The organism is Nitratireductor indicus C115 (assembly GCF_000300515.1).
In the GTDB taxonomy this organism is placed as follows: Bacteria; Pseudomonadota; Alphaproteobacteria; order Rhizobiales; family Rhizobiaceae; genus Nitratireductor; species Nitratireductor indicus.
This window is the reverse complement of sequence record NZ_AMSI01000002.1, coordinates 130216-155954: the sequence shown is the minus strand read 5'-3', so window position 1 is coordinate 155954 and position 25739 is coordinate 130216. Positions and strand designations below refer to the sequence as shown.

The 25739-nt window shown below is 59.0% G+C and carries 27 protein-coding genes and 1 tRNA gene; 15 read left to right on the top strand and 13 right to left on the bottom strand.

Features of this window, described 5'->3' with window-relative positions; genetic code table 11:
* Positions 1-18: 18 nt before the first annotated feature.
* The 6 genes from NA8A_RS03350 (at position 19) to NA8A_RS03325 (ending at position 4634) form a co-directional block, all read left to right on the top strand.
* Positions 19-939, top strand: coding sequence for a branched-chain amino acid ABC transporter permease (locus NA8A_RS03350; RefSeq protein WP_040671688.1), 921 nt, complete (start codon positions 19-21; stop codon positions 937-939).
* A 2-nt stretch (positions 940-941) separates the two neighbouring features.
* Complete coding sequence (locus NA8A_RS03345) at positions 942-1943, top strand: branched-chain amino acid ABC transporter permease (protein ID WP_009755943.1); 1002 nt, start codon at positions 942-944, stop codon at positions 1941-1943.
* The gene (locus NA8A_RS03340; RefSeq protein WP_009755942.1) at positions 1940-2701 is read left to right on the top strand and encodes an ABC transporter ATP-binding protein; all 762 of its coding nucleotides are present in this window, start codon (positions 1940-1942) and stop codon (positions 2699-2701) included. The genes NA8A_RS03345 and NA8A_RS03340 overlap by 4 nt, the downstream gene beginning before the upstream one ends.
* The gene (locus NA8A_RS03335) at positions 2691-3395 is read left to right on the top strand and encodes an ABC transporter ATP-binding protein (RefSeq protein WP_009755941.1); all 705 of its coding nucleotides are present in this window, start codon (positions 2691-2693) and stop codon (positions 3393-3395) included. The genes NA8A_RS03340 and NA8A_RS03335 overlap by 11 nt, the downstream gene beginning before the upstream one ends.
* Positions 3396-3597: 202 nt before the next feature.
* Positions 3598-4335 carry a LuxR family transcriptional regulator gene (locus NA8A_RS03330; RefSeq protein ID WP_009755940.1) on the top strand — a complete coding sequence of 246 codons (738 nt, stop codon included), beginning with the start codon at positions 3598-3600 and terminating at the stop codon, positions 4333-4335.
* 107 nt (positions 4336-4442) lie between these two features.
* Positions 4443-4634 carry a hypothetical protein gene (locus NA8A_RS03325; RefSeq protein WP_009755939.1) on the top strand — a complete coding sequence of 64 codons (192 nt, stop codon included), beginning with the start codon at positions 4443-4445 and terminating at the stop codon, positions 4632-4634.
* A 293-nt stretch (positions 4635-4927) separates the two neighbouring features.
* Here the strand turns inward: NA8A_RS03325 and NA8A_RS03320 are convergent, their stop codons facing one another.
* A complete protein-coding gene (locus NA8A_RS03320) occupies positions 4928-5320 on the bottom strand; it encodes a DUF930 domain-containing protein (RefSeq protein WP_009755938.1) in 393 nt (130 codons plus the stop codon).
* A gap of 294 nt (positions 5321-5614) precedes the next feature.
* Here NA8A_RS03320 and NA8A_RS03315 point away from each other — a divergent pair, with 294 nt between their 5' ends.
* Positions 5615-6808, top strand: coding sequence for a GGDEF domain-containing protein (locus NA8A_RS03315; protein WP_051017945.1), 1194 nt, complete (start codon positions 5615-5617; stop codon positions 6806-6808).
* A gap of 65 nt (positions 6809-6873) precedes the next feature.
* On the opposite strand, the gene NA8A_RS03310 is transcribed toward NA8A_RS03315, so the two are convergent.
* The 3 genes from NA8A_RS03310 to NA8A_RS25005 all read right to left on the bottom strand — a co-directional run bounded on the left by NA8A_RS03310 (position 6874) and on the right by NA8A_RS25005 (position 8431).
* Entirely contained in the window at positions 6874-7359 is a 486-nt protein-coding gene (locus NA8A_RS03310; protein ID WP_009755936.1) for a hypothetical protein, read from the bottom strand.
* A gap of 96 nt (positions 7360-7455) precedes the next feature.
* Positions 7456-8163, bottom strand: a complete 708-nt coding sequence (locus NA8A_RS03305; protein WP_009755935.1) for a class I SAM-dependent methyltransferase — start codon at positions 8161-8163, stop codon at positions 7456-7458.
* A gap of 124 nt (positions 8164-8287) precedes the next feature.
* Entirely contained in the window at positions 8288-8431 is a 144-nt protein-coding gene (locus NA8A_RS25005) for a hypothetical protein (RefSeq protein ID WP_157174129.1), read from the bottom strand.
* Positions 8432-8604: 173 nt separating this feature from the next.
* Between NA8A_RS25005 and NA8A_RS03300 the strand changes: the two genes are divergently transcribed.
* Positions 8605-10032 (top strand): GGDEF domain-containing protein, encoded by a 1428-nt coding sequence (locus tag NA8A_RS03300; protein ID WP_009755934.1) that lies wholly within the window; start codon positions 8605-8607, stop codon positions 10030-10032.
* 20 nt (positions 10033-10052) lie between these two features.
* Here NA8A_RS03300 and NA8A_RS03295 read toward each other — a convergent pair whose 3' ends face one another.
* The 4 genes from NA8A_RS03295 to NA8A_RS03280 form a co-directional block, all read right to left on the bottom strand.
* Entirely contained in the window at positions 10053-11192 is a 1140-nt protein-coding gene (locus NA8A_RS03295) for an AI-2E family transporter (RefSeq protein WP_051017950.1), read from the bottom strand.
* 269 nt (positions 11193-11461) lie between these two features.
* Positions 11462-12568, bottom strand: a complete 1107-nt coding sequence (locus tag NA8A_RS03290) for an HPP family protein (protein ID WP_143087918.1) — start codon at positions 12566-12568, stop codon at positions 11462-11464.
* Between the two features lie 376 nt (positions 12569-12944).
* A tRNA-Val gene (locus NA8A_RS03285) sits at positions 12945-13019 on the bottom strand.
* 75 nt (positions 13020-13094) lie between these two features.
* Positions 13095-13778: an HAD family hydrolase gene (locus NA8A_RS03280; protein ID WP_009755931.1), complete on the bottom strand. Its 684-nt coding sequence runs from the start codon at positions 13776-13778 to the stop codon at positions 13095-13097.
* A 135-nt stretch (positions 13779-13913) separates the two neighbouring features.
* Between NA8A_RS03280 and rpiA the strand changes: the two genes are divergently transcribed.
* The 6 genes from rpiA (at position 13914) to NA8A_RS03250 (ending at position 20839) form a co-directional block, all read left to right on the top strand.
* Entirely contained in the window at positions 13914-14615 is a 702-nt protein-coding gene (gene rpiA / locus NA8A_RS03275; protein WP_009755930.1) for a ribose-5-phosphate isomerase RpiA, read from the top strand.
* A 23-nt stretch (positions 14616-14638) separates the two neighbouring features.
* Positions 14639-15199, top strand: coding sequence for a DUF2059 domain-containing protein (locus NA8A_RS03270; RefSeq protein WP_009755929.1), 561 nt, complete (start codon positions 14639-14641; stop codon positions 15197-15199).
* A 168-nt stretch (positions 15200-15367) separates the two neighbouring features.
* A complete protein-coding gene (gene gor, locus NA8A_RS03265) occupies positions 15368-16753 on the top strand; it encodes a glutathione-disulfide reductase (protein ID WP_009755928.1) in 1386 nt (461 codons plus the stop codon).
* A 215-nt stretch (positions 16754-16968) separates the two neighbouring features.
* Positions 16969-18345 carry a class II 3-deoxy-7-phosphoheptulonate synthase gene (locus tag NA8A_RS03260; RefSeq protein WP_009755927.1) on the top strand — a complete coding sequence of 459 codons (1377 nt, stop codon included), beginning with the start codon at positions 16969-16971 and terminating at the stop codon, positions 18343-18345.
* Between the two features lie 120 nt (positions 18346-18465).
* Entirely contained in the window at positions 18466-19062 is a 597-nt protein-coding gene (locus NA8A_RS03255; protein ID WP_040671760.1) for a hemerythrin domain-containing protein, read from the top strand.
* A 91-nt stretch (positions 19063-19153) separates the two neighbouring features.
* On the top strand, positions 19154-20839 hold the full coding sequence (locus NA8A_RS03250; protein WP_009755925.1) for an NAD+ synthase: 1686 nt from the start codon (positions 19154-19156) through the stop codon (positions 20837-20839).
* Between the two features lie 84 nt (positions 20840-20923).
* Here NA8A_RS03250 and NA8A_RS03245 read toward each other — a convergent pair whose 3' ends face one another.
* From NA8A_RS03245 to NA8A_RS03235, 3 genes are read right to left on the bottom strand one after another with little or no spacing between them, the layout of a single operon-like run.
* Complete coding sequence (locus NA8A_RS03245; protein ID WP_009755924.1) at positions 20924-21541, bottom strand: ATP-dependent Clp protease proteolytic subunit; 618 nt, start codon at positions 21539-21541, stop codon at positions 20924-20926.
* Between the two features lie 39 nt (positions 21542-21580).
* Positions 21581-21973: an SRPBCC family protein gene (locus NA8A_RS03240; RefSeq protein ID WP_009755923.1), complete on the bottom strand. Its 393-nt coding sequence runs from the start codon at positions 21971-21973 to the stop codon at positions 21581-21583.
* On the bottom strand, positions 21970-22299 hold the full coding sequence (locus NA8A_RS03235) for an ArsR/SmtB family transcription factor (protein WP_040671684.1): 330 nt from the start codon (positions 22297-22299) through the stop codon (positions 21970-21972). The genes NA8A_RS03240 and NA8A_RS03235 overlap by 4 nt, the downstream gene beginning before the upstream one ends.
* Before the next feature lie 104 nt (positions 22300-22403).
* On the opposite strand from NA8A_RS03235, the gene gltX reads away from it, so the two are divergent.
* Positions 22404-23777, top strand: coding sequence for a glutamate--tRNA ligase (gene gltX, locus NA8A_RS03230; RefSeq protein WP_009755921.1), 1374 nt, complete (start codon positions 22404-22406; stop codon positions 23775-23777).
* On the opposite strand, the gene NA8A_RS03225 is transcribed toward gltX, so the two are convergent.
* Together NA8A_RS03225 and ruvX are read right to left on the bottom strand one after the other, a co-directional pair.
* The gene (locus tag NA8A_RS03225) at positions 23695-24771 is read right to left on the bottom strand and encodes a DUF2865 domain-containing protein (RefSeq protein ID WP_157174128.1); all 1077 of its coding nucleotides are present in this window, start codon (positions 24769-24771) and stop codon (positions 23695-23697) included. The two genes, gltX and NA8A_RS03225, sit on opposite strands and share 83 nt — an antisense overlap.
* A gap of 392 nt (positions 24772-25163) precedes the next feature.
* Positions 25164-25640, bottom strand: coding sequence for a Holliday junction resolvase RuvX (ruvX, locus tag NA8A_RS03220; protein WP_009755918.1), 477 nt, complete (start codon positions 25638-25640; stop codon positions 25164-25166).
* Positions 25641-25739: the final 99 nt, after the last annotated feature.

Here is a 25739-nt window from a genome sequence, read left to right as displayed (position 1 = left end):
GGGAAAAATAGTCGCATCATGCTGCTTTTCATCGAACAGATTTTGAACGGGCTGCAGCTCGGCGTGTTCCTGTTCCTGGTTTCAGCCGGGCTAACGCTGATCTTCGGCATCATGGGCGTGATCAATCTGGCGCATGGCTCGCTCTACATGATCGGCGCCTATACCTGCGCCACCGTTTCCATGGCCTCGGGCTCCTATTGGCTGGGCTTTCTTGCGGCGGGGCTGGCTGCCGCCCTTGCCGGCGCATTGATGGAAGTCATCTTGATGCGCCGGCTTTATCGTAGGGATCATCTCGATCAGGTTCTGGTGACATTCGGCCTGATCCTGTTCGTTAACGAGGCGGTGACGATGATCTGGGGGCGTACTCCGCTTTTCATGGATCTTCCGCAATCGCTTTCCGGTTCGGTGGAAATCGTGCCGGGTGCGCCTTATCCGGTTTATAGGCTGGGCGTGATCCTGGCGGGCCTTGCCGGTGCCGTGGGGCTCTGGTTCCTCATCTCGAAAACCCGCATCGGCATGCTGATCCGCGCCGGGTCGACAAACCGCGAAATGGTTTCGGCGCTGGGGGTGGATATCGATCGGCTCTACACGCTCCTGTTTGCTGCCGGTGCGGTTCTGGCTGGCCTTGCCGGCGCTTTCGCGGGCCCGCTTGTTTCCGTGCAAGTGGGCATGGGGGAATCGATCCTCATCCTCGCATTCGTGGTGGTGGTGATCGGCGGTATCGGCTCCGTGCGCGGCGCGCTTGTAGGCGCCATTCTCGTCGGGCTGGTGGATACGCTCGGCCGCGCCTTCCTGCGCGACTTTCTGGGGCTTTTCCTGCCACCCGCCGAGGCTGCGGGCATGGGGGCGGCCCTCTCTTCCATGGGCATCTACATCGTTATGGCGCTCATCCTTGTCATCCGCCCGAAGGGGCTTTTTCCTGTTGTGGCAGGGCGCTGATCATGCCTGATGGTTTTCTTCGCATCGTAACGCTCGCGCTCGTCGTTCTGGCGCTCTTCTTTCCGCTTCTGGCGGAAGCCGGAGGCAGTGCCTATCTGGTTCCGAGTGCAAGCCGTATTCTGATCTATGCGCTGGCTGCGGTAAGCCTCAATCTCCTGGTGGGCTATACTGGGCTCGTGAGCCTCGGCCATGCAGCCTATCTCGGCGTAGGGGCCTATGTCGTGGGGATATTGTCCTTTCATGCGGTTGAGGGCAGCACGATTTTCGGGCTTCCCGGCACGGTGGAAGGGCTGGTGAGCATTCCGCTCGCCATTCTTTTTTCAGCGCTTGTCGCGCTCGTTCTCGGCGCGCTCTGCCTGCGCACCTCCGGCATCTATTTCATCATGATCACGCTCGCCTTTGCGCAGATGATGTTCTTCATCACCGTTTCGCTGGAGCGCTATGGCGGGGATGACGGGCTCTTCATGTATGCTGGGCCGAACAGGCTGGGGCCGCTCGACCTTTCAAGCGAATGGACCTTCTTCTATGTCTGCCTGGCCGTCCTTTTCGCTTTTCTTCTGTTTTGCCGTTATCTGGTGGGAACGCGGTTCGGTCGCGCGCTCGGCGCCATACGCCAGAACGAGGCGCGCATGATCACGCTCGGCTGCAATGTCTACCGCTACAAGCTTGCCATTTTCGTCATCGCGGGGGCAGGGGCCGGGCTTGCGGGCGCGCTGCTGGCGAACCAGGCGAGCTATGTCAGCCCTGACGTGTTGCACTGGACCCGCTCGGGCGAACTTCTTTTCATGGTCATTCTGGGCGGGAGCGGCACGCTTTTGGGGCCTGTCTTCGGCGCCGTGGCTTTCCTTCTCCTGGAGGAGTATCTGCCGGTTCTATTCGATGCGGCCGGGCTGGAACTCCTCAAGGAACATTGGCGGATCGTTTTCGGCCCGCTGCTGATCATCGTCATGCTGTTTAACAGGCGGGGTCTTTACGGCCTTCTTGCCGGGAGGCCCAGGCAATGAGCGCTGATCTTCTCCTGGCCGTCGACGGGCTTGAAAAGCGCTTCGGCGCCTTGAAGGCCACCGACGGTCTCGATCTCGAAGTGCGTACCGGTGAAATTCATGCGCTGATCGGCCCGAACGGAGCCGGTAAATCCACCTTGATGAAGCAACTCTCAGGAGAAATGAAACCGGATGCGGGGCGAATCCTGTTTCGAGGCGCCGACATCACGTATGCGACAGCGCCCCGGCGGGCGAGGCTCGGCATTGCGCGGTCCTACCAGATCACATCGATTTTTCCCGACTATACGGTGCTTGAGAACGTCGCTACCGCTGTGCAGATGCGCATGACCGGCGGGGCGGGCATCTTGCGGCGGGCCAAGGGGGATGCGGATATCGAGGAGCCGGCTCTCAAACTGATCGAACGGGTGGGGCTTTCAGGCGCGCATGACAGGCTGGCTTCGGCCCTTGCTCATGGTCAACAAAGGCAATTGGAATGCGCCATGGCGCTTGCGCTGGAGCCGTCCCTGCTTCTTCTCGATGAACCCATGGCCGGGATGGGACCACAGGAAAGCGCCATCATGGTGGAGCTTTTGCGCGGCTTGCGCGGACAGGTCACCACATTGCTCGTGGAGCATGACATGGACGCTGTTTTCAGCCTGGCCGACCGGATTACCGTTCTCGTCTACGGCAAGGCCATCGCGACCGGCTCGCCTGACGAAATCCGCAACAACCCCGCCGTCCGGGAAGCCTATCTGGGGGAGGAAGCGGATGCTTCTTGAAGTGCGAGGGCTCGAAACGTTCTACGGTCGAAGTCAGGTGCTTTTCGGCGTCGATCTTGCCGTGGGCGAGGGGGAGGTCGTCACGCTGATGGGACGCAACGGCATGGGAAAGACCACTACCGTGCGTTCGATCATGGGACTGACACCACCGGCGCGCGGTGCGATTTCATTCGCAGGTCAGCGCTGCCACGGCTTGCCGCCGCACCGGATTGCGCGCCTGGGGCTCGGATTGGCGCCCGAGGGGCGCGAAATATTTCCCACGCTGAGCGTGCGGGAAAATCTTGTGGCGACCGCCGCAAACCACCGGAATGTCGAAAATCCGTGGACGCTTGAGCGGATTTACGCACTTTTTCCCCGCTTGCATGAGCGTCAGGCACAGGCGAGCTTCTCGCTCTCGGGAGGCGAACAACAGATGCTGACCATCGGGCGCGCGCTGATGACCAATCCCCGTCTCCTGATCCTGGACGAGGCAACCGAAGGCCTGGCCCCCCTTATTCGCGAGCAGATATGGCAGGTGATCCGGCAGCTCAAGGCGGCAGGTCAGGCCATTTTGTTGATCGACAAAAACCTTTCGCATCTTCTTGATCTTGCCGACCGGCACTATGTGATGGAAAAAGGGAGGGTCTCCTGGTCTGGGACGAGCACCCAGCTGAGGGCGGAACTGGCTGAGAATCAGCGGCTCATCAGCGTGTGAGGCCCATTGTCTGCATCCCGCAAACAGGGACTTGGCAGACGGATGGAATGGGAGGGGCCATTCCCGAATGATTTTGCCGGCGTATTTCCTGCGGAATTGCAAGTAAAAATTGCTGTTGCAAAATTCGCCTACCATAGCCAAATCCGGCTGTGGTGGCGTCTTTGGCTCTGTTAGAGCCCCTAAGGCGTGCAGGGGAACTAAATTGCTGGAGCGCATCCTACTTAACGTGGCCCGCTGGCGTGAGACGAGCAGCGCCGAAAAGTTGAAGGTCATCAAAGAGGCGTCCTCGAACGAAGAGGCCATTCACCTTTTACGCGGCTTGTACGAGATAAAGCATGTTACCGTCCGACTTGCTGCTGCGCCGCTCGGATTGTTCGATATTCCTTATATCAGGACGACTTACGCGGCCGAATGGATCGCACATCAGCTGACGCGCGGCTATATCGGTGGTGATCAGGTGGTGGTTCACGGCTTTACGACGGAGCGTCCGTTTTTCTGGTCCGATCTCGAACGGACGAGAATTTGGAACCTCATCATGCGCGACGCCATGCAGCGAGGAGTGGGGCCGGAGGGGTTTTCGATTCCTATTCACGACCGGCTGGGGCGTCGCTCGCTGATCTCGCTCAATACCTTCATGTCGCCTGAGGACTGGAAACGCTACATTTCAACTATTGCCAAGGAACTGCTGGAGATTGCCTGGGTACTGCATGAGAATGCAATCAGGGAATCGGGCGTTGAGGAAGTCGTGCGGTTAGGGCCTCGCGAAATTGAATGTCTGCAATGGGTTGCACGTGGCAAGGATGCTGGCGATATTGCCGAGATTCTTGAAATCTCGGAACATACGGTCCGGTATTATCTGAAATCGGCTCGTGAGAAACTCAACAGCCGTACGCTACCACACGCAGTGAGTAAGGCTATAGCGTATCGTGTTATCAGATAACCCCCCAAATTTTGGGGGGATGAAATCGAATTCAGCTCGCGCTAGGATATGGCTCATATCCCAGCATATATGTTTTAAGCTTTGATGGAACCGGGGGTGGCTGATTCATGCTTAAAAATGAAATTCTTGAAATTGAAGCGAAAGCTGCTTTTTCTTCCTATAATTTGATTATGACTCATCTTCACGAGGCAGCTCGGCTGGCGGGGGAGATTGAGGATTTCAAAGAGCATAAGCTCTTTTCCTATCTGACCAGCATGTGTCTTGAAGTGGTGGCAGAGGCACAAGGGTTCGGTTCTTGATCTGCTGGCTGTCCGATAGATGAAATCCGCGGAAGGCTTCTGCCGCAGGTAGTCTATTGCAGAACCCCTTGAGCGAAAGCTGGGACAATGCGCGGAGCGCATTGTCCATATCTTTGCGCGCGCAAGGAATTTTCCGGTATTACCCCGCGTGCAATATTTGCCTCGGGAGCATTCCAGACATTGCCTCGACGGCGATTACGAAATCTGACCATCCGTCTTCGATGTCCGGAACATTCGAATCAGGCTACGCTCAGGCCCACGGCGTAAAAAATTTTTGGGTGATTTGCCGAATGCTACTTCCAAAGATTGAGGCGTTTCCAGTCGTCGCGGGGGATTTCGTCGCCGACCTTGTATTCGAGTGCAAGCACTTCGATGTGATCCGGAGCCGTCTTGCATGAAAAGGCGAGGCGATACCAGTGCCCCTTGCTTCGGAACGCTGCACCGTGACTGCTGATCTCATCGCCGTCGACGTTTGGTTCCTCGAACGTGTAGGCCACGACGCGGTCTGGATTGAAACGGTTCTGATCGTGCCGAATTGTCTCCATCACGGCGACGTCGCAACGCTGTTCCAGCCGGGTGACAGGGTCAAGCTTCATCAATGAAGCCTTCATGCCGGTATTGAAGGCTTGTGCGGGCGTTGAAAGGAGCATGGCTCCGAAAATTGCAGCGGCGATATTCCTCAGCATCGTCTCCGGATGTCCATTCGTTCGATTCCTGCAAAGGCGATGAAACAGACCATACAAGTGCTTTGGGGGCAAGTAAGCGGCTGATATATGGTCGGCAAAGTAAAATTCCATTGCAGAACGTTTTCGAATTTCAGGCCTTTGGTCAATATATTCCTTATGATTTCAATTGGTTGTTATTCCGGGAAAGATCTTGGGACATGGATTGGTGATTACTTGTAAAATTTGAATCTGTTTCGTTAATGCCTTCTTTTATGCTCCTGGCATAGGGTCGGCTCACTTTCGGGAGTGGGCGCATTGAGCGGGCAGCTATTCATATCGCTGTTAAATCCGGGGATTGGTATCATCCTGGCGATGGCGTTTGCCATCCTCTGGCTCAACCAGCGCAATCAGGCCTATGTGGCGCTTGCTGCTGCCGGTTATGGGGCGATGGCGCTCGGCTTCCTGTTTCAGGACATCATGCCGGGCATGCCGATGGAGCTGCAACGCATTCCATCGAATTTTTTCTTTATCGTGTCGGCGCTGTTCCTGTGGACTTCGGTTCTATGGCGGTACCGGATCAAGGCGCCGCTTTATCCAATGTTGATTGTCGCGGGCGCCAGTTTTGCCGCCCTTTGCTGGTTTCTGGTGGTTCATCCAAGCCTCACGAACCGGATCTATTCCATCAATATCGGGCTCGGCATCATCGCGGCATCGGCTGTGTTCAAACTGCGCAAAATCCGCAACCCGAAATTCATCGACAAGGTGCTGTTCTGGGTCAGCTTCCTGGCCGCTACGAATTTCATCTTTCGCCCTATCCTCATTGTTTGGTTGCAGGGCGGCTATGAAAGCTATGCGGACTATACCGGTTTCCAGCAGTCGCTTTACTGGGCGACCGTTCAATTCACGCAGGCGTTGATCTCGGTCACCATTGCGCTGATCCTACTTGTCGCGGTCGCCACGGATCTCATCGAGGAACTGACCAAAGAAGCACGTACGGATGTGCTTTCGGGCCTTGCCAACAGGCGGGGCTTTGAGGATCAGGCAAGCGCGTTGCTGCAATCGTGTAACGAGCGGGGCGAGGCAGCGGTTCTTCTGATTGTCGACATCGACCACTTCAAGCGGATCAACGATAATTTCGGCCATGCGGTCGGAGACAGTGTGATCGCGGCTTTCGGGCGGATGCTACGTGCCATGATCGAGCCCGAAATGGTCGCGGGGCGGATCGGCGGCGAGGAATTCGCCGTGTTCGTTCCCAATGTCGATCCAGGGAAAGCTCGGTGCTTTGCAGAAGAGCTACGCAAGCGTGTTTCGGAGCTGCGTGTCGAAGGGCTGCCGGATCACTTCTCGACCACCGCCAGTATCGGCCTTGCCTTTTCGACCCATCGCGGGGAGGAGTTGTTCAAGCTCCTGCGCCGCGCCGACCGGGCGCTCTACGATGCGAAGGATGCCGGCCGAGACCAGGTGCGTCTGTTCTCATCCGACAAACGTCTGGTGCGGGTCGCGCAATGATTCAGGCAACGCTTTTCCCCTGCGGCCGCTGAGAATTCAGCCGATCCGTCCTGTCTGAAACTTTTCTACAGACGGAAGGTCCAGTAGAGGCAGGCGAGCGTTGCAGCGATAAATCCGATGAAAGACAGCGTGCGCAGAAGCGCATTGCGCCGCAATGTGTCGAGCGACAGATGCACAACCACAATCGCGGCTGCAAACAGAAATTGCCAATCCAGAAGTATCGACAATGCATCGCGAACGCCGAACGCAAAGCGGGCGACCTGCACGCCGAAAATTGTGGCAAGCAGCACCACCGCCGTGGAAAAAACCGGCGAGGCGGCTCCGGAATGTATCATCCCGGCTGTTCGAAGCGGCAGGATGACGATCAGAGCGCCCGAAAGGGCATAGATCGCGGCAAGCGGAATGAAGGTCTTGGCGTTTGCCAGCCCGTCGAGCCGCGAGACGCCGAGACTGCCGAAGGGATATCCCTTGATCTGCAGGCCGAAGCTGAGGGCGACCAGCAAGCCAGTGAGGACAGCCACCAGAAGGAAAGCGGACAGAGTGCGGTTCATCAAGGCCCCCAGGCGAATCGAATGGCCTATTCCGACAGAACCGCGTGGCAGATTGCAACCAGGCGGATAAATACAGGCCTCGATAAGGGCGCGTGCTCAGGCCTTTTTCCATTCCATGATGTGGAAATAGGGAGAGCGTCTGTAACGTGCCGCGACCTCCGGATCGCCGCCGGACGGGGCCGGTTCATCGAAGAAAACGAGGCGCAGACCCGTGTCGAGAAGCAAGCGCATATAGGTGTGGAAGGGGCGGTGCCAATTTCGAATGGATATTCCACGCCAACTTACCCATTCGGCGCGTTCGGTAAGATAATTGTCGATCTCGAAGCGCCGGGTTCCATCCGGTACTGTCTTCCAGCCGCCGGCGGTGTTGAAACTGTTGAGATTGGCAATGAGAAGCGATCCTCCAGGCCTGAGAACCCGGGCCATTTCGCCAATTGCTTCTTTTATTCCATCTATGTCGATGAGGGTCAGGTAGCTCACCACCAGATCGAAACTGGCATCCTCGAACGGCAAGTTTTCGGCCATGGCATCGACATAGGTGCCGGAAGGATCGCGGGCTTGAGCCATGGCGTGTAAGCTCGGGGTCGGTTCGACGCCGATCACTTCCAGTCCTTCGGACCTCATCATTCGGCAAAAGCGACCTTCGCCGGCTCCCACATCGAGTGCGCGCGTAAAACCTTTTTCGCGGATGCGGGCGAGCATTGGGGCATCAAGTATGTGCCTGCGCGAAAAATCTCCCGCTTCACCCATGTCCGAGATCCATGCCGCAGCCGATGTTTCCCAGCCGTTCTCAAGCTTGCTCATAAGATTCACCCGGTTATGCGACACGGCGTTGTTCAACCGGCCTCGATGCAAGGCATCGCTTTTGTGCCGACGCTGTCCGCCCTGTTCCTGAAGGGGGCTTGCTAGCCGGGGTGGCCGTGTGTCGTCAATCCACCGAAGCGGTGCTCGTATAGTCGACGCTTCTTGCGTTACGGGGATTGTCGGCGTCGTGCACCAGATAGACGAAGGTCAGTATGGCAACCGCTGCTGGAGACAGCAATGCGGCGGCGCGCAGGAGACTGGTCAACAATTGCAACGGGCTCATCATGCGCAAAGGATATGCCTCAGATTTTAATCAAATCTGCATCGCGAAATTAACCATGAGCGATGTGCGCCTGCGGTCGGCCGTTGCCGGGATGTTCCGTTAACGTCCCGGCTAAACATGCCGGTTATGCTAGGTTTGCAAGTTGGGGAGATGGTTCTTTGAACCTGTCAGGGCGTTCGCGCGGTATTTCAGTCTTCAAGTCGGCTTCGGTTGCCGGCACCCTGTCCTGCGCGCTCATTCTGGGTTGTGCCGTGTTCTCCTCGTGCCTGTTCGGCATCTACACGAGGCCCGTTGATTTTCTGGCGACCGTCTGGCCGGCCAATGCCGTGATGCTTGGCCTGATGCTGCGCATGCCACGTGCGGCTGGTCCCATTGGATGGATTGCCGGCAGCGCGGCGTTTCTTGCTGCCGATTTCCTTGCCGGTGCCACTGTTTTCAAGGCCGTTATTCTGGCGAGCGCAAACCTGATCGGGATTGCGGGGACATACTTCGTCATCAGCCGTTTTTCCCGCGATGCGATTGAATTGCGCACACCGGAATCGACACTCGGGCTGGTTCTTGCCGTTGCTGTGGGATCCCTTCTTGCAGGCGGGGTGGGGGCTGTTGCAAATCCGATCTTGTTCGGCGGAACAGCTCTTGGAGGGCTGACCTTCTGGTTCGTGACGGAGTTCGCCAATTACGTGGCCATTTTGCCTGTGATCCTGACGGCATCAGCCTTGCCGCGTTGGCGTCGACCTGACCGGTTTGAAATTCTCCATTATGCTGCGCCGGTGCTGGCGTTGATCCTCGCCTGTGCAATCGCCGTTGCGATTGGCGGGGCGGGGGCGCTTGCTCTTCCTGTGCCGGCGCTATTGTGGGGCGCGCTTGTCTATCCGCGCTTCGTGACGGCTTTGCTGACACTTGCTTTCAGTTTCTGGACGCTGCTCGCGCTTTCGGCCGGCTATCTACCCAATACGGTGGATGCCTCCAACGAGCAGGCATTGATTTCAATCCGTCTGGGCGTCAGCCTTATCGCGCTCGCGCCCATCATGCTTGCGAGCGTCATGAGCCGTCAGGCGGAACTTCTGGAGCGGCTGCGTCATCTTGCGGCTCATGATCCACTTTCGGGCCTGTTCAACCGAAGAGCATTTCGCAGCGAGGCGGAAATGCGGTTGAAGGCGGTGCGCAGGGAAGAAAAGCCGGTGGCGCTTCTAATGCTCGACATCGATCATTTCAAGTCGATCAACGACAGCCATGGTCATGCGGCCGGCGATGCGGTGATCAGTATCGTGGCGGAGCGTGCGGCAGCGTTTCTGCGGCCCACCGATGTCATCGGCCGTATCGGCGGTGAAGAATTCGCCATTCTCCTGCCTCACTGCACACGTTCGGAGGCGCTTGCCGTTGCGGAGCGCATTCGCCGGGCCATCGCGGACGAACCGGTGCCGGCTTATCCGGACGGTGCGCTCGATATCACAATCAGCGTGGGGCTCGCGGCAGCAGGCAGTACCAACGCGGATCTCGATGCCATGCTGCTTGAGGCGGATGGAGCGCTTTATGCGGCCAAGAAGCTGGGGCGCAACAGGGCTGAGACTTCCGGCTCGGCCTGAATGTTGCGGGAGCGGTAAAACTATTCGCCTTGCCTTGAGCGGATTTCGTCCTGCTCCGCTTCCCGGACCCATTCACGCCAGATCGCGACAAAAAGGGCCATCAGCACGGGGCCTATGAACAGGCCCACGAACCCCATGGTTTTCACGCCGCCAATCAGGCCGAAAAACGTGGGCAGGAAGGGAAGGCTTATCGGCCCCCCCACAAGCCGCGGCCGGATTGCCTTGTCCACGATAAAGAGCTCGAGCGCGCCCCAGGCAAACAGCGCTATGCCGGCGGCAGGCGAGCCGCTTGCCACGAGATAGGTGGATACGAGTGTCATGGAAAGCGGAGCGCCGCCGGGTACAAGCGCCATCACGCCTGTAAGAACGCCCAGGGTGACATGGGAGGGGACGCCGGCAATCCAGTAGGCTGAACCGAGCACAATGCCTTCGCCGATAGCGATCAAAGTGGTGCCGACCACGGTGGACTTTATGGTGGCGGGGACCACGCGGGAAAAACGTTCCCACCGGGTTGGAAGGATGCGCTCTCCAAGTACATCCACCTGCCGGGCGAAGGCTTCCCCATCCCGGTAGACGAAAAAGAGAACGATCATCATGAAAAGCAGTGTGAGGATGATGTCGAAGGCGCTTGAGCCGGTGGCCAGGATTGCGCGGTAGATATTGCCGATATTGGCGCCGCTGACGATCTGGACCAGTTCTCCTATTGCGCCGGGGTGGCCGATATAGGTCGTCCACTGACTGTCCAGCCATTCCCCGACGGCCGGCAGGTTTGCCAGCCAGCTGGGAGTGGGAGCGCCGGTGGAGTTGGTTTCCACGGCCCAGCTGAACCATTGGCCGATTTCATCGATCGTGTAAGTGACCGCGAAGAATAGCGGCACGATCAGGAACAGAAGAATGAGCAGGATTGCCACGGTTGCGGCCGTGGCGCGATTGCCGCCGAGCTGGTTGAGCAGGGCCCGGTAAGCCGGCCAGCTTGCAAAGCCGATGACGACGGCGGCCAGAACGGGAACGAGAAAATCGTGAAAGAAGTAGATGCCGGCAACGACGATCAGAACCAGCAGCCAGCGGGCGACGGATCGCGGGGGAACGAGCGCTGAACGCTGGGAGCTCGATACGCCGAGCCATGGGGGCTCGCTGGGAATGTCTGGTCTTTGCTGCATCAACCTGCTTTCGCGATCATGATTGCTCTTGTCCCGCAGGAGAAGGTGGTTTGGCAAGGTGCCTATGGCCTATCGCTCTTTTCGAAGCCAACGGGATGAAAGCTTATCCTGAAACTGCATATGCTCTGATTATATCTCCAGCCTTTTGCGAAACGGGTGAGTTGTCCCCATGTCAGAAATACCGGAAGGACTATCTCCTGCCGAATGAGGTGCTTTCGAGACCGCACCTGGCCGGGGCATCTCTGAGCAATAACAACGGAGACGACGCGTTATGACAGGCTGCTGCGTGCGAGCGTGGCAATCAGGTCTGTTCGGGTCACCACCCCGACAATCCGCTCGTCCTCGATCACCGGTACCGCATCGACTTCGCTCTCGGCCATCAGATGGACCAGTGCAGCCAAGGGGGTCGACGGGGCTGCCCGCGGGCTGGTCGTTTCCATAATGTCCTGGGCCTTAAGGCGCCGCCGCCGTCTGCTAAAGATCGGTGCATCGGCACCCCGGTCCTGGATAAGCAAGTGAATCTGGAAGATGATGCCGACGAACCTGCGATCGGTGGTTTCGACGGGCAGCGAGGTGAATCTGTGCCGCTCGAACAATGCTGTGATTTCGGCAAGGGATGCCTGTGGATTTACAGTCACGAGGTCGCGCGACATCAGGTCTGCGGCAACGACAGGCGTCACCCGATGAGACGCGGCCTGCATCTCGGCTGCCCCGATCAGTCGCGCGAGGTCCTCGACACCCAGGTTGAACGATTGACGGTATCGCCTGAGGATATCTGTCAGCTCCTCGCTCGTCAGGCCAAGACGTTCGAATGGAGGGCGGTCTGCCGTCCCGTGCCGGTTTGGCTCGTCGAATTGGCGAAACGGATAACGCCGGCCGGTCATACGTGCGTATAGAATGGCAATCAGAACAAGGAGCGTCGTGCCGCTGGCAACCGGGGTGAGGGCGAAGCGGAATCCCAGTTCGGCAATGGTGTCCGGGTTCATTGCCGCCGTCATCGCGACGGCGCCTGCGGGTGGGTGGACGGCGCGGCAGAGGATCATCGCCATGATCGCCAGTCCGACCGAGAGTGCAATACGCAAGACCGGTTCATCTACCAGGAGACAGACTGCGACGCCAACCAACGCGGCGATTGTATTGCCGCATATCGCTGACCAGGGTTGTGCCAAAGGGCTGTTGGGCACCGCGAAGAGCAACACCGAACTCGCACCGAATGGAGCGATGAGGTAGAGGCCTAAATTCAGATTGATGGCTGGCGTTAAGGCAAACAGTCCGCAGAGCGCGAGTCCGAGAAACGCTCCCGCACCTGCCCGCAGGGCTTCGCTGGGTTTCGTTCGGGCGACGGCGGGGCCAAACGCTTTCAAAAATCTCAACACTGCAATTCCCTGGCGGCTTGGCACTTGGTGTTTTGGGCGACTGGAATCGCAGGAGCTGCATGATCAGGCAAGGAAACGTATTCCCCCGATCACAGCCAAATTGCAAAGACGGTGCTTTTGTCGGCACCCGTTGGCTGATTGCTTCACAGCTCAGGTATACGCGTTGCGGCAGCCGGCAACATCTATCGATCATGGACTTTCTGTCCGCCACGTGTGGAGGCGGGGCGGCTCAATGAATTGACGCGAGCATCAAAAGAAAGCTCACAATGGCTTGATACGCCGTGTTCTGCCGATGTTTGCCAGAGAGTTCTTGTCGGGGGAAATGTTCTTAACTTCTAAATCCATCAACAAAACCATGGGGTTGTTGGCCTGTTGATGGTGGGCGCGGTAGGGATTGAACCTACGACCCCACCCGTGTGAAGGGTGTGCTCTCCCGCTGAGCTACGCGCCCGCCCGCATCGATGATCGAGCGAGCCGCGATATACGAGGCGGCGCGGGGGAAAGTCAAGCGCGGCGAGGCGCTTTTTCAAGAAGCGGTCGCGGCAATCAGTTCTTCAGCCATTTCCACCGTCAGCTGGTCGAAATGGGAGATGATGCGCGAAGGTTCGAATTCATGCACCGGGCGGTCGGTGTAGCCGAAATCGACCGCAATGACGGGTATGCCCGCGGCCTTGGCCGTGTCGATGTCCGTGCGCGAATCGCCGACCATGACCGCCCGTTCCGGATTGCCGCCAGCCATGGTGATCGTGCCGCGCAGATGGGCCGGATCGGGCTTTCGAACGGGAAATGTGTCGCCGCCGCAGATCGCCTGAAAGTGATGGTCGATTGCAAGCGCCTTCAGGAGAGCGAGCGACATGCCTTCCAGCTTGTTTGTGCACACGGCCGCGGTGTAGCCCGCCTGCTTGAAGCGTTCGATGGCCTCCAATACGCCCGGATAGGGCTGTGAACGGCCCGGTACGTTGTTGGTGTAGTGATCGAAAAACTCAGCCTGCAAGGTATCCAGCTGGCCGGGTGCCAGGTTTTTTCGACGCACTGCAAAGGCGCGCTCGATCATGACGCGACTGCCGAACCCCACGATGCGGTTGATCTCGCTGCCATCCACCGGCTCGATATTTACACCCTTGAGGCAGTGATTGAGACTGTCGAGAAGGTCCGGCGCGGTGTCGATCAGGGTTCCATCGAGATCGAAGACGATGATTGGCGCTGTCATTGTGTCCCCTTTGCAGATTTCTTGGGATAGCCTGCCGGAGAGGGCTGCGCAAGTTTATGGGCCTCTTGTCTAAGTGGCATTTGCGGGCCACGGCAAAACGGGTTAGGAACCGCACAGAACAGGACTGGGGGCCAGATGTCGGAAGACATGCGTGAACTGAAAATCGAAGCGGCTCGGGCTGCGCTTGGCCAGGTGACCGACGGTATGCGTCTGGGAATCGGTACAGGCTCGACCGCCGAGGAATTCGTTCGCCTTCTGGCCGAGCGCGTCGAGAACGGTTTTTCCGTCATTGGCGTGCCGACTTCGGAGCGCACAGCCCGGCTTTGCCTGGAGCTTGGTGTCCCGCTTACCACGCTCGACGATACGCCCGCGCTCGACCTTACGATCGACGGGGCGGATGAGATCGGGCCGGGCTTGTCCCTCGTAAAGGGCGGTGGTGGGGCGTTGCTGCGCGAGAAGATCGTTGCGGCTGCGTCGGCGCGCATGATCGTGATTGCGGACAAGAGCAAGATGGTCGAGACGCTCGGCCAGTTTCCGCTGCCCATCGAAGTCAATGCATTCGGCTTGCGGGCAACGGTGCTTGCCATTGAGGGCGTGGCGCGCGAGCTTGGCCTGAAGGGACCTCTGGCAATCCGTGAAAAGGCTGGGGAATCTTTCGTTACCGATGGCGGTCACCTGATTGTCGATGCATCTTTTGGCCGCATTCCCGATCCAAGAGCATTGGCAAACGCTTTGAACGCCATCCCCGGTGTTGTGGAACATGGCCTGTTTCTCGATCTCGCCGACACCGCCTACATCGCAGGCGATGGCGGGGTGCGAGCTGTCGGGGCCGTATAGAATTGCAATGGAGTGAGAATAAGATGACTTTGGCAACTCGCCTCCGCCTCATGACTGCTTCGGCTGCGGTCGCGCTTACCGTAGCGCTTGCGCCGGCTTCCGCGCAGGACATTTCGGAAACTCACCTCGCTGCCGCGCGCGCCGCGATCTCCGCTATTCATGCAACCGATGATTTCGACAATGTGCTGCCGCAGGCGGCGACTGCGCTGAAGTCCGAACTCATCCGCAAGAATCCGGATCTGGTCGAGCTCATCAACACCACTGTCGATGAGCAGGCGATCGACCTTGCCAGCCGGCGTGTTGATCTCGAGCGCGAGGCCGCTCAGGCCTATGCCCGCGTCTTCAGCGAGCAGGAACTGAACGATATCCGCACATTCTACGAATCGCCCACCGGCAAGAAGTTGCTTTCCGACGGTCCTATCGTCAGCCGCGAAGTTCTCAAGGCCGGTGAAATCTGGCGCCGGGGCATTGCCCGCGACCTCGCACAGATGGTCGGGCAGAAGATTCAGAGCACGGTGGCGCCCAAGGAAGGTGCAGCACCTGCCGGCGATGGCGCCAATAACGGCGCGGCCGCCAACCAGTAGACCCTGCACACGCAGTTTTGAAAGCCCGGCCATAGCGCCGGGCTTTTATTTTTGTGTTGCGGTTTCTAAGTCTATGCGGCCGGACCGGCCGGATTCGGCGACACCACGGTGGAATTTCAGGCAGAGCGCGGATGCGCGCGCAAGCGCCCTCGGGGCCAGGGAAGCAGGATGAGCAATTTCGACTACGATCTCTTTGTGATTGGCGGCGGGTCCGGCGGCGTGCGGGCCGGGCGTCTTGCTGCGGGTCTTGGCAAGAAAGTGGCCATCGCAGAAGAGTTCCGCTTCGGCGGGACCTGCGTGATCCGGGGATGCGTTCCGAAGAAGCTCTACGTCTATGCTTCCCAGTTTCCGGAGCATTTTGAAGATGCCGCTGGATATGGCTGGGATGTGCCCAAGGCGCGTTTCGACTGGCGCAAGCTTGTGGAGAACAAGGAGCGCGAGATCACTCGGCTCGAGGGTCTTTACCGCAAGGGGCTTGAGAATGCCGGCGCCGAGATCATCGAAGCGCGGGCGACATTGGTCGACCGGCATACGCTGGATGTGGGCGGAAGGCGTGTTACGGCGGAAAAGATCCTGATCGCGGTCGGCGGGCGTCCCAACATGCATTCCGCACTGCCTGGGCATGAGCACTGCATTTCCTCCAACGAAGCCTTCGACCTTGCCGAATTGCCGCAATCCATCGTCATCGAGGGCGGTGGCTATATCGCGGTCGAGTTCGCCAATATCTTCCACGGGCTTGGCGTGGAAACCACGCTCGTCTATCGCGGCAAGGAAATCCTGTCGCGCTTCGATGCCGATCTGCGCCGCGAGCTGCATGCCGCGATGGAAGCCAAGGGGATCAGGATTCTTTGCCATGACGTGCTGACATCGGTGGAAAAGAAGGTCGACGGATCGCTTGTTGCTTATCTGAAATCAGGTGAAGCAGTGGCAGCCGGGCAGGTGATGCTTGCCATTGGACGCATACCGAATACGGCCGGCCTCGGGCTCGAGGCGGCAGGTGTGGAAACTGGCAAGGCCGGTGAAATTCTGATCGATGATTATTCGCGGACCAATGTCGACAATATCTGGGCGCTCGGCGATGTGACCAATCGCGTGCAATTAACCCCGGTCGCGATCCACGAGGCGATGTGCTTCATCGAAACCGAATATAAGGGTAATCCCACAAGCCCGGACCACGATACGATTGCCACGGCGGTGTTCTCGCAGCCCGAGATCGGAACGGTCGGTCTTTCGGAAGACGAGGCTGCCGGGCGTTTCGAAACGCTCGAAATCTATCGCGCCAGTTTCCGCCCGATGCGGCACACGCTGTCGGGGCGGCAGGAAAAGATGCTCATGAAGCTGGTCGTTGATGGCGAGAGCCGCAAGGTTCTCGGCGCGCATGTGCTTGGTCCGGATGCAGGCGAGATGGCTCAGCTTCTCGGCATTTCGCTCAAGGCGGAGCTGACCAAGGATGATTTCGACCGGACCATGGCGTTGCATCCATCGGCGGCGGAGGAATTCGTGACGATGTATCAGCCAAGCTATCGGGTCGTGAAGGGCGAACGGGTCGGTTGATCCGTTTATCTGCGCCGGGAATGGACTTTGAATGCGAGGTTGGAGAGCGGGTTTGGCTGGCGCTCCCTTGCACTGCCGGCTTCATCGTCGCCAAGTGGGCATTTCCGGGGTAGTATCGAACCCTTACATCCGTTAATAAGCGGCGTTTCGGTATCCGTTATAATGGTTGAAGCGGTCCGGAAGGATAATTCTGTAGCAACGATCGAGTAAGCAAGATGACGAAGTGGTCGCCGAATTCGTGGAGAAACAAGCCCATCCAGCAGGTTCCGGCTTATCCGGACCTGAACGCCCTGGCGGAAGTCGAGGCGCGCATGGCCACGTATCCGCCGCTCGTTTTTGCAGGTGAGGCGCGCAAGCTCAAGAAGCAGCTCGCGGCGGTTGCCGAGGGCAATGGTTTTCTGCTTCAGGGGGGCGATTGCGCCGAGAGCTTTGCCGAACATGGCGCGGACAATATCCGCGATTTCTTCCGTGCTTTCCTGCAGATGGCCGTCGTTTTGACATTTGCCGGTTCCCAGCCGGTGGTGAAGGTCGGCCGTATTGCCGGTCAGTTCGCAAAGCCGCGTTCTTCCGATACGGAAGCCAAGGGCGATCTGGTGCTGCCGAGCTACCGGGGCGACATCATCAACGGTATCGAGTTCGATGCTGCTTCGCGTGCGCCGGATCCGGCGCGCCAGGAGATGGCTTACCGCCAGTCGGCGGCAACGCTCAACCTGCTGCGTGCCTTCGCCCAGGGCGGTTTCGCCAATCTGGAAAACGTGCACCGCTGGATGCTCGGGTTCCTGTCCGACAGCCCGCAGGCCGGTCGTTACCAGGCGCTTGCCGACCGGATCACCGAGACCATCGATTTCATGCGTGCCGTCGGTATTACCGGTGAGAGCACGCACGCGCTGCGCGAGACGGATTTCTACACCAGCCACGAGGCTCTGCTTCTTGGCTATGAGGAGGCGCTGACCCGCGTCGATTCTACCTCCGGTGACTGGTATGCCACATCCGGGCACATGATCTGGATCGGCGATCGTACCCGCCAGCCGGACCATGCCCATGTGGAGTTCTGCCGTGGCATCAAGAATCCGCTCGGTCTCAAATGCGGCCCGTCTCTTTCCCCGGATGGTCTGATCGAGCTGATCGACCTCCTGAATCCGGAGAACGAGCCGGGTCGCCTGACCCTGATCGCGCGCTTCGGCGCCGACAAGGTGGGCGACCACCTGCCGAAGCTCATTCGCGCTGTCGAACGCGAGGGGCGCAAGGTGGTGTGGTCCTGCGATCCGATGCATGGCAACACGATTACCGCTGCCGGTTACAAGACGCGGCCCTTCGACCGCATCCTCAAGGAAGTGCAGAGCTTCTTCGAGGTGCACCGCGCCGAAGGCACGCATCCGGGCGGCATGCATGTGGAGATGACGGGCAAGAACGTGACCGAGTGCACGGGCGGCGCACGCGCCATCCGCGACGAGGAGCTTCAGGACCGCTACCACACGCATTGCGACCCGCGCCTCAATGCCGACCAGGCGCTGGAGCTTTCTTTCCTGGTGGCCGAACTTCTGAAGAAGGACCGCGCTTCGCATCCTGCCAGCAAGGTTGCCAGCGCCTGATCGCAATGAAGGCCGCTATTTCGGCGGTTTTTCTTCGGTTCTCCTTGCGGACCGCTTCCTTTGGGAGGCGGTCCGCTTCGCATTCAGGACCACCTGATTTTGAAGGGATTTCGTGAAGCGATGCGTGCTGATCTGCCTGAAGAGCTGAAACTGGAAATCCGCAAGGGACTGCCGCCCGATCTGCTCTATCTGCTGCGCAAATATCCCCGGGAGAGTTGGACCGCGCATCCAAATCTGGGCGGAATGGCGCAATTCTGGCTGCAGCGGCACGATATGTTTCGCGAATTGGGCGGCATGCTCAAAACCTCGATTGCCGACTATCGCGAGGGCAAGCTTGCTCCGCATGATTTCGCGGCCTGGTTCGCGCCGCGCCTGCGCTTTTTCCTGCAGCAGCTTCACGGCCATCACCAGATCGAGGACATGCATTATTTCCCGGTCTTTTCCGCTGCCGAGACCCGTCTGTCACGCGGTTTCGATCTGCTCGATGCCGATCATCACGTGATCCATGGAGCATTGGAGCGCAATGCCGAGACCGGTTCTGCCTTCCTGCAGTCGCTCGGGGCAGGACGCGATCGTCAGCTTTTTGCCGCTGATCAATATGGCCAGGAAAACGCTGCGCTTCTCGCCATGTTGCTCAGGCATCTTGAAGACGAGGAAGACCTGATCATTCCCTTGATCCTGGATCGTGGGGAAGACAAGCTCGGCGTTGGCGCATAGTCGATAACCGAAGGTGCAACGGCGTGTTGCGCATGCGGGGAGGGCGGGTTACACGCAGTGCAGGACCCGCCGCTGACGCAACAGGACGACCATGGCCCGCAATACGACTGCTCCCGACATCCTGCGTATCGCTACCGCCCAGCTCAACCCGACCGTGGGGGATGTGGCCGGAAACCTTGCCAAGGCGCGGGAGGCGCGGGCAGATGCGGCGCGGCACGGTGCTGATCTTGTTCTTTTCACCGAGCTTTTCATTGCCGGTTATCCGCCCGAGGACCTCGTTCTGAAGCCGGCCTTCGTGGAGGCTTGCGAGCGTGCTGCGGCAGAGCTTGCCGCGGATACGCAGGATGGCGGGCCGGGTGTCATCATCGGCCTGCCACTGCGCCGGGAAAGCGGTTTGCACAATTCCATCATGGTGCTCGATGACGGCGAAATCATCGCCGAGCGCTACAAGCTTGATCTGCCCAATTATGGCGAATTCGATGAGAAGCGCGTGTTTCAGCCGGGACCCAATGTTCCGGGGCCGGTCAATTTCCGCGGCATAAGGCTCGGAATCCCCATCTGCGAGGATATCTGGGGTGAGCTCGGCGTTTGCGAGACGCTCGCCGAATCGGGCGCGGAAATCCTGCTCGTTCCCAATGGTTCGCCCTATTACCGGGGCAAGGTGGATATTCGCCATCAGGTGGCCATTGCCCAGGTGATCGAGACCGGGCTGCCCATGCTCTATGCCAACCAGCTTGGTGGGCAGGACGAGCTGGTGTTCGATGGTGCGTCCTTCGCGATTGCGGCAGACAAGTCGCTTGCCTTCCAGATGAGCCAGTTCGAGGAAGCCGTTTCCGTGTCGACCTGGCGGCGGGAGGGGGACGGCTGGCGGTGCACTGACGGGCCGATGTCGAAGATTCCGGAAAAGGAAGAGGCCGATTACAGGGCCTGCATGCTCGGGCTGCGCGACTATGTGAACAAGAACGGCTTCAAGAATGTGGTGCTCGGCCTTTCGGGCGGTATCGATTCGGCAATTTGCGCCGCTCTTGCGGTCGATGCGCTTGGCGAGGAGCGGGTGCGCTGCATCATGATGCCCTATCGCTATACATCGAAAGACTCCCTGAAAGACGCCGAGGATTGCGCCCGCGCGCTTGGTTGCCGCTACGACATCGTGCCGATCTTCGAGCCGGTGGACGGTTTCTCCCATGCGCTCGCCCAGCTTTTCGAAGGCACCAAGGAAGGCGTGACGGAAGAGAACCTGCAAAGCCGCACGCGCGGAACGATCCTTATGGCGGTTTCCAACAAGTTCGGTTCCATGGTGGTGACCACGGGCAACAAATCGGAGATGTCGGTGGGGTACGCCACGCTTTACGGCGATATGAATGGCGGCTTCAATCCCATAAAGGACGTCTACAAGATGCAGGTGTATGCGCTTTCTGCCTGGCGCAACACGACTGTGCCGCCCGGCGCTCTTGGCCCCTCGGGTGAGGTCATTCCGAAAAACATCATCGATAAGGCGCCCTCGGCCGAATTGCGGCCCGATCAGACGGACCAGGATTCGCTGCCGCCCTATCCGGTGCTCGACGATATTCTGGAGTGCCTTGTGGAAGGCGAGATGAGCGTCGATGCCATCGTGGCGCGCGGTCATGACCGCGATACGGTGCATCGTATCGAGCATCTGCTCTACATTGCCGAGTACAAGCGCCGACAGGCTGCGCCAGGCGTGAAAATCACCAAGAAGAATTTCGGGCGGGATCGTCGCTATCCGATCACAAACCGATTCAGGGATCGGACATAGGTTTTTGTTTTGAAATGATTTTCGGGGATGGCTTTGCGCTGTTTTCTGCCTGTCGGGCGGATCGCAGCCATCCCCGGTAATGTTTCAGTCTGTGCTTTCCGTGGCCGTGCTGCGTCTTGAATAGACGCGGTCGACAAGGCCCCAATCGCATGCTTCCTGGGCCGTCATGAAAAAATCCCGGTCGAGCGTGCGTTCGACCTCTTCCTCCGTGCGGCTGCAATGTTGAGCGTAAAGGCCGATCAGCCGGCGCTTCAGCTTCAAGATGTCTTCGGCGTGACGCTGAATATCGGAAGCCTGCCCGCGAAAACCGCCTGAGGGCTGGTGAAGCACGACGCTCGCATTGGGCAGTGCGGCGCGATGGCCAGGTTCTCCCGCCATCAGCAGAAACGATCCCATGGAACCGGCCGTACCCATGCAAAGGGTCGATACCGGGCAGGTGATGAACTGCATCGTGTCATAGATGGCAAAGCCGCTCGAAACGACGCCGCCCGGGGAGTTGATGTAGAAGGAAATCTCCCGCTTCGGGTTTTCCGATTCCAGGAAAAGAAGCTGGGCGCAGATGAGGGCGGCGGAATCATCGTTCACCTCGCCGTTCAGAAAGACGATCCGCTCTCGAAGAAGGCGGGAATAAATGTCGAAAGAGCGTTCGCCCCTCGGTGATTGCTCGACCACCATAGGGACGAGCGCCATCGTGTCGCGCATGCGCGAACTCCTTTCATCGATTTCAGAATTTTTGGGCGGTCAGGCGGCGCGCGCTATTGGCGCTCCATTGCAGTTTGCAGCAAGCGGCGGTGTGGCACGAACGCTGTGTGTTAGGCGAAAGCGCGTGTTGCCATCGGGGGCAGGGCTGATCTCGAAGGTTACCAATGTTTCGGGCATGTCGGTCCCGGCATCGCGCCAGGCATAGCGCACGCGCGAAAAGGGCGTCGTATCGAGAAGCTCGTAGGCGGGATCGTCATTCCGGTGTTCTGGCCGGTGTTCTGGCCGATGCTCTGGCTGGTGTTCTTGTGTCCCAAGCCAGCTTGCGGCGAGTTCGGGAACCGTCAGCGCTCGCCAGACCTTTTCAGGCGGAGCGTCGAGAGTATACTCCAAGACAATGTTTTCCTTGAGGATTTCTTCTTCAGTTGTGCTCATTGGTCCATCTCCTTGAGCAGTGCCTTGAGCTTGTCGACACGGGCCGGCCAGAACGCGCGGTAGCGGGTTAGCCAGTCCACCACGGGGGACAGCCCTTCGGGCCGGATGCGGTAGCGTATCTGTCGGCCCTGCTTTTCTTCCTCGATGAGGCCCGCGCCGCGCAGGACAGCGATGTGCTGCGAGATCGCAGGCTGCGATATCGAAAGCCCGTCGCGTAGCTCCGTCGCATTGCGCTCGCTCGCGCTCAGGCGCTCAAGCAGCAACCGCCGGGTCGGGTCGGCGAGAGCGCGGAAAATTTCCGATTCCGGTGTCAGTCTGTCGTTCATGAATAAAGATAAGCAGGTACTTATCTTTTTGGCAAGTGCCAAAGCGACATGCATCGCATGCGCTTCTCCTTGCCAAGTCGGGAGCTTTTGGCTACGCCGCAAGCATGACTGTCACCGTACGCTTCGCGCCGTCTCCGACCGGCCATATCCATATCGGCAATGCGCGCACCGCGCTCTTCAACTGGCTTTTCGCCAGGAAGAACAATGGTCGGTTCGTGCTGCGTTTCGACGACACGGACGTTGAACGCTCGCGCAAGGAATATGCCGAGGGCATTGTACGTGACCTTGCGTGGCTCGGTATCGAGCCTGACGAGACCGTGGCCCAGTCGGCGCGTTTCGAGCGCTATGATGCTGCGGCGGAAAGGTTGAAGGCGGCGGGGCTTCTCTATCCCTGCTACGAAACGCCCGAAGAACTGGAGCGCCGCCGCAAGATCAGGCTGTCGCGGCGCCTGCCGCCCGTCTACGGCCGCGAGGCGCTGAAGCTGACCAAGGCCGAGACGGAAGCCTTCGAGGCGGAAGGGCGCAAACCCCACTGGCGGTTTCTGCTTCCCAATTTCTCGGAGAACCCATTTTCGACCGAACGTACGGAAGTGCACTGGAACGATGTCGTACGCGGCCCGCAGACCGTCGATCTCGCGTCCATGTCGGATCCGGTGTTGATCCGTGCGGACGGGACCTATCTCTACACGCTGCCTTCCGTGGTCGATGATATCGATCTTGGTATCTCCCATGTGATCCGCGGCGATGATCACGTCACCAACACGGGTGCCCAGATCGCGATCTTCCGGGCGCTTGGCGCCGAACCGCCGGCATTCGGGCATCACAATCTCCTGACTACCGTGTCGGGAGAAGGGCTTTCGAAGCGAACGGGCGCGCTCTCCATTGCCAGCCTGCGCGAAGCGGGCGTGGAGGCCATGGCCGTTGCCTCGCTCGCGGTTCTTATCGGGACCTCGGAGAATGTGGTGGCTGCCGCCGACATGAATGAATTGGCGGCTCTCTTCGTCCCTGAAGCCACGTCGAAGTCGGCAGCGAAATTCGATCCTGCCGAGCTCGATGTGCTGAGCCGGCATCTCTTGCAGGCAATGCCCTTCGAGCAGGCTGAACAGCGTCTGTCCGCGCTGGGCATTCAAGGTGAGAATGCGCGTGCGTTCTGGGTGGCGGTTCAGGGCAACCTCGATCGCATGTCGGACGCCGGCATCTGGTGGAACATCGTTCACGACCAGCCGGACCCTGCGGGGGAACTCTCCACGGATGATCGTGAGTTTGTTCAGCAGGCGGCTGCGCATCTGCCCGCCGAACCCTGGGACCAGGACACCTGGCGTGACTGGACGAATGCGGTGAAGGCTGCCAGCGGGCGAAAGGGCAAGGCTCTTTTCATGCCCCTTCGTATCGCGCTTACGGGGCGGGCGTCCGGGCCGGAGCTGTCAGGTCTATTGCCCCTTCTGGGTCGGGCAGAAACTCAGGCCCGACTAGCCTGACACGGCGAGGCTCAGAAACCTCCGCCGTTTCCGTCTCCTCAGAGGCAGTGTCAGTCTCAACAATGTTATCAATGGCCTTGATGGCGGCCTTGAGAGTAGGTTTTGCCTTGCCGGCGTCAAGGGATGCAGGCTCAGCAGGAACATAAAAGCTGGTGTTCGACTGGGATGCCGGCATTTCCTGGTTATGCGCTACCGTCGTTTCCTCGGCAGTTTCCGCCATGTTTTTTTCTGCTGGCTCCAGCGGCTCTTTTGAAGTGCCGGCGACGATCTTGAAGTTCTTGTTGGCCCGGCATGTGCAGCTTGCCCGGTCGATCCCCTTGCGCGAGCGGTATTTGAAGGCTGCCGGCAATTCCGAATAGGGGGTTCCGCTTGCCACCGAGACCATCGCCTCCGATTCTTCGTTCACGACATCATGCGCATAAAGCTCAACTTCGCTTCCGGGGCAGCGGGCTTCGCAGGTCTTGGCATCACGCGCGAACATGTCCTTCGAGACCGAGAAGGAAATCGGGAAATAATAGCCATCGCATGTGCGCACACACAAAGTGCGATAAACATTGGATGGGCGGCCTTCCGACCTGACAGCGCGCTTTGCCGTGTCGCGCGACGCCGAAAGGTTACGACCGGCATTTGCGGGCGCGGAGGCTGTTCTGACGGTCGCCTTTTCACCGCAGCGGTTTTGCCGCATGGCGGCAAGAATGGTTGCGCGGCTTCGTGTCTTGCGAGCGGATGCGTCGCCCGAGAGCTGCTGTTTCAGTTTCCAGAGATTGTTTTCCATGCTGCCTGCAGTGTTGCGCAACATGGAACATTGAGCATTTTGTCCGGAAAAGAGGCCAAACCCGCAGCGGGCCTGGTTCATCTGCGCCTTGACCTTGCGCAGCTCGGCGGTCTGGCGGGAAATCGCCTGCTGCACCTTGCGGACGCTGGCACTGGGAGCGCCGCGCCCTGCGGTCTTCAACTCGGCCGTCAGATTGCGGCAGATCGCGGACTGTGCCATCGCAGCCCCGGAGGGAAGGGCAATCCCGGCCATCGCTCCGGCTGCGACGCATAAGATGCGTAAGAAGAATCCCATCCGCATGGCCCCGATACCCCCAAGGAACAACACAAGCGCCGCCGGAATTCTTTTCCAGCAAAAATTTCAACGAACGTCGGAAATCCAGGTTCCCACAGAAACACATGTTTCTGAGAATTTCTACCTTAAGATGCATTTCCCACAATGCGTTTTCGCGGAATGGTAAACTAAATGTGGGGATGTCATCTTCGTGACATACCGGGTCACGCACCATTCGCAACCCGGTAAGCGGTTGAATTTGCAAGCGCCGATCAATGGCAGCCGGAAATGTCCGACATTTCTACCGGCAATTTCCAAATAAATGCCAAATCCTCGGCTCAATCTCTCTCTTCGAGCGTCTTCAATCGGTCCAGGGCGCCTTGCAGGATGAAGGCTGCGGCTGCGGAATCGATGCGCTCGGCGCGCTTCTTTCGCGATACATCCATTTCGATCAACACCCTTTCGGCGGCGACCGTGGACATACGCTCGTCCCAGAAGGCCACGGGGAGATCGCTCAGCCGCTCGAAATTGCGGATGAAAGCGCGGGTGGACTGGGCGCGGGGGCCTTCGCTGCCATCCATGTTGACGGGCAGGCCGATCACGATACCGCCCACCGTGTCGCGGGCGAAAGCGGCAAGAAGGGCCTCTGCATCCTGCGTGAACTTCTTGCGCATCACTACCGGACGAGGAGTTGCCAGCCGCAGTCCCCTGTCCGACACGGCAAGACCGATCGTCTTCGTGCCAAGATCGAGGCCTGCAAGCGTCTTGCCTTGTTCAAGCTGCGGGGGCAGTTCTGAAAGTTCCACGACGGGCAAGGTGGGCCGCTCCTTCTGGTGCCTTTCCGGCCGAAGCGATGCCGCTCAGGCGCCGGACAATACGGATTATAAATTCCAGGACAGTTTCGCTGAGCCGTG

What these genes read in the sequence shown, in the direction of transcription:
- NA8A_RS03240 (WP_009755923.1), bottom strand. Translation starts at nt 21,973, where the DNA reads ATGAGCACAACTGAAGAAGAAATCCTCAAGGAAAACATTGTCTTGGAG.
- NA8A_RS03335 (WP_009755941.1), top strand. Translation starts at nt 2,691, where the DNA reads ATGCTTCTTGAAGTGCGAGGGCTCGAAACGTTCTACGGTCGAAGTCAG.
- NA8A_RS03250 (WP_009755925.1), top strand. Translation starts at nt 19,154, where the DNA reads ATGGCCCGCAATACGACTGCTCCCGACATCCTGCGTATCGCTACCGCC.
- NA8A_RS03280 (WP_009755931.1), bottom strand. Translation starts at nt 13,778, where the DNA reads ATGACAGCGCCAATCATCGTCTTCGATCTCGATGGAACCCTGATCGAC.
- NA8A_RS03305 (WP_009755935.1), bottom strand. Translation starts at nt 8,163, where the DNA reads ATGAGCAAGCTTGAGAACGGCTGGGAAACATCGGCTGCGGCATGGATC.
- NA8A_RS03225 (WP_157174128.1), bottom strand. Translation starts at nt 24,771, where the DNA reads ATGGCACAGTCCGCGATCTGCCGCAATCTGACGGCCGAGTTGAAGACC.
- NA8A_RS03325 (WP_009755939.1), top strand. Translation starts at nt 4,443, where the DNA reads ATGCTTAAAAATGAAATTCTTGAAATTGAAGCGAAAGCTGCTTTTTCT.
- NA8A_RS03320 (WP_009755938.1), bottom strand. Translation starts at nt 5,320, where the DNA reads ATGCTGAGGAATATCGCCGCTGCAATTTTCGGAGCCATGCTCCTTTCA.
- gor (WP_009755928.1), top strand. Translation starts at nt 15,368, where the DNA reads ATGAGCAATTTCGACTACGATCTCTTTGTGATTGGCGGCGGGTCCGGC.
- NA8A_RS03255 (WP_040671760.1), top strand. Translation starts at nt 18,466, where the DNA reads ATGCGTGCTGATCTGCCTGAAGAGCTGAAACTGGAAATCCGCAAGGGA.
- NA8A_RS03310 (WP_009755936.1), bottom strand. Translation starts at nt 7,359, where the DNA reads ATGAACCGCACTCTGTCCGCTTTCCTTCTGGTGGCTGTCCTCACTGGC.
- gltX (WP_009755921.1), top strand. Translation starts at nt 22,404, where the DNA reads ATGACTGTCACCGTACGCTTCGCGCCGTCTCCGACCGGCCATATCCAT.
- NA8A_RS03245 (WP_009755924.1), bottom strand. Translation starts at nt 21,541, where the DNA reads ATGCGCGACACGATGGCGCTCGTCCCTATGGTGGTCGAGCAATCACCG.
- NA8A_RS03340 (WP_009755942.1), top strand. Translation starts at nt 1,940, where the DNA reads ATGAGCGCTGATCTTCTCCTGGCCGTCGACGGGCTTGAAAAGCGCTTC.
- NA8A_RS03345 (WP_009755943.1), top strand. Translation starts at nt 942, where the DNA reads ATGCCTGATGGTTTTCTTCGCATCGTAACGCTCGCGCTCGTCGTTCTG.
- NA8A_RS03350 (WP_040671688.1), top strand. Translation starts at nt 19, where the DNA reads ATGCTGCTTTTCATCGAACAGATTTTGAACGGGCTGCAGCTCGGCGTG.
- NA8A_RS03260 (WP_009755927.1), top strand. Translation starts at nt 16,969, where the DNA reads ATGACGAAGTGGTCGCCGAATTCGTGGAGAAACAAGCCCATCCAGCAG.
- NA8A_RS03235 (WP_040671684.1), bottom strand. Translation starts at nt 22,299, where the DNA reads ATGAACGACAGACTGACACCGGAATCGGAAATTTTCCGCGCTCTCGCC.
- NA8A_RS03295 (WP_051017950.1), bottom strand. Translation starts at nt 11,192, where the DNA reads ATGCAGCAAAGACCAGACATTCCCAGCGAGCCCCCATGGCTCGGCGTA.
- rpiA (WP_009755930.1), top strand. Translation starts at nt 13,914, where the DNA reads ATGTCGGAAGACATGCGTGAACTGAAAATCGAAGCGGCTCGGGCTGCG.
- NA8A_RS03270 (WP_009755929.1), top strand. Translation starts at nt 14,639, where the DNA reads ATGACTTTGGCAACTCGCCTCCGCCTCATGACTGCTTCGGCTGCGGTC.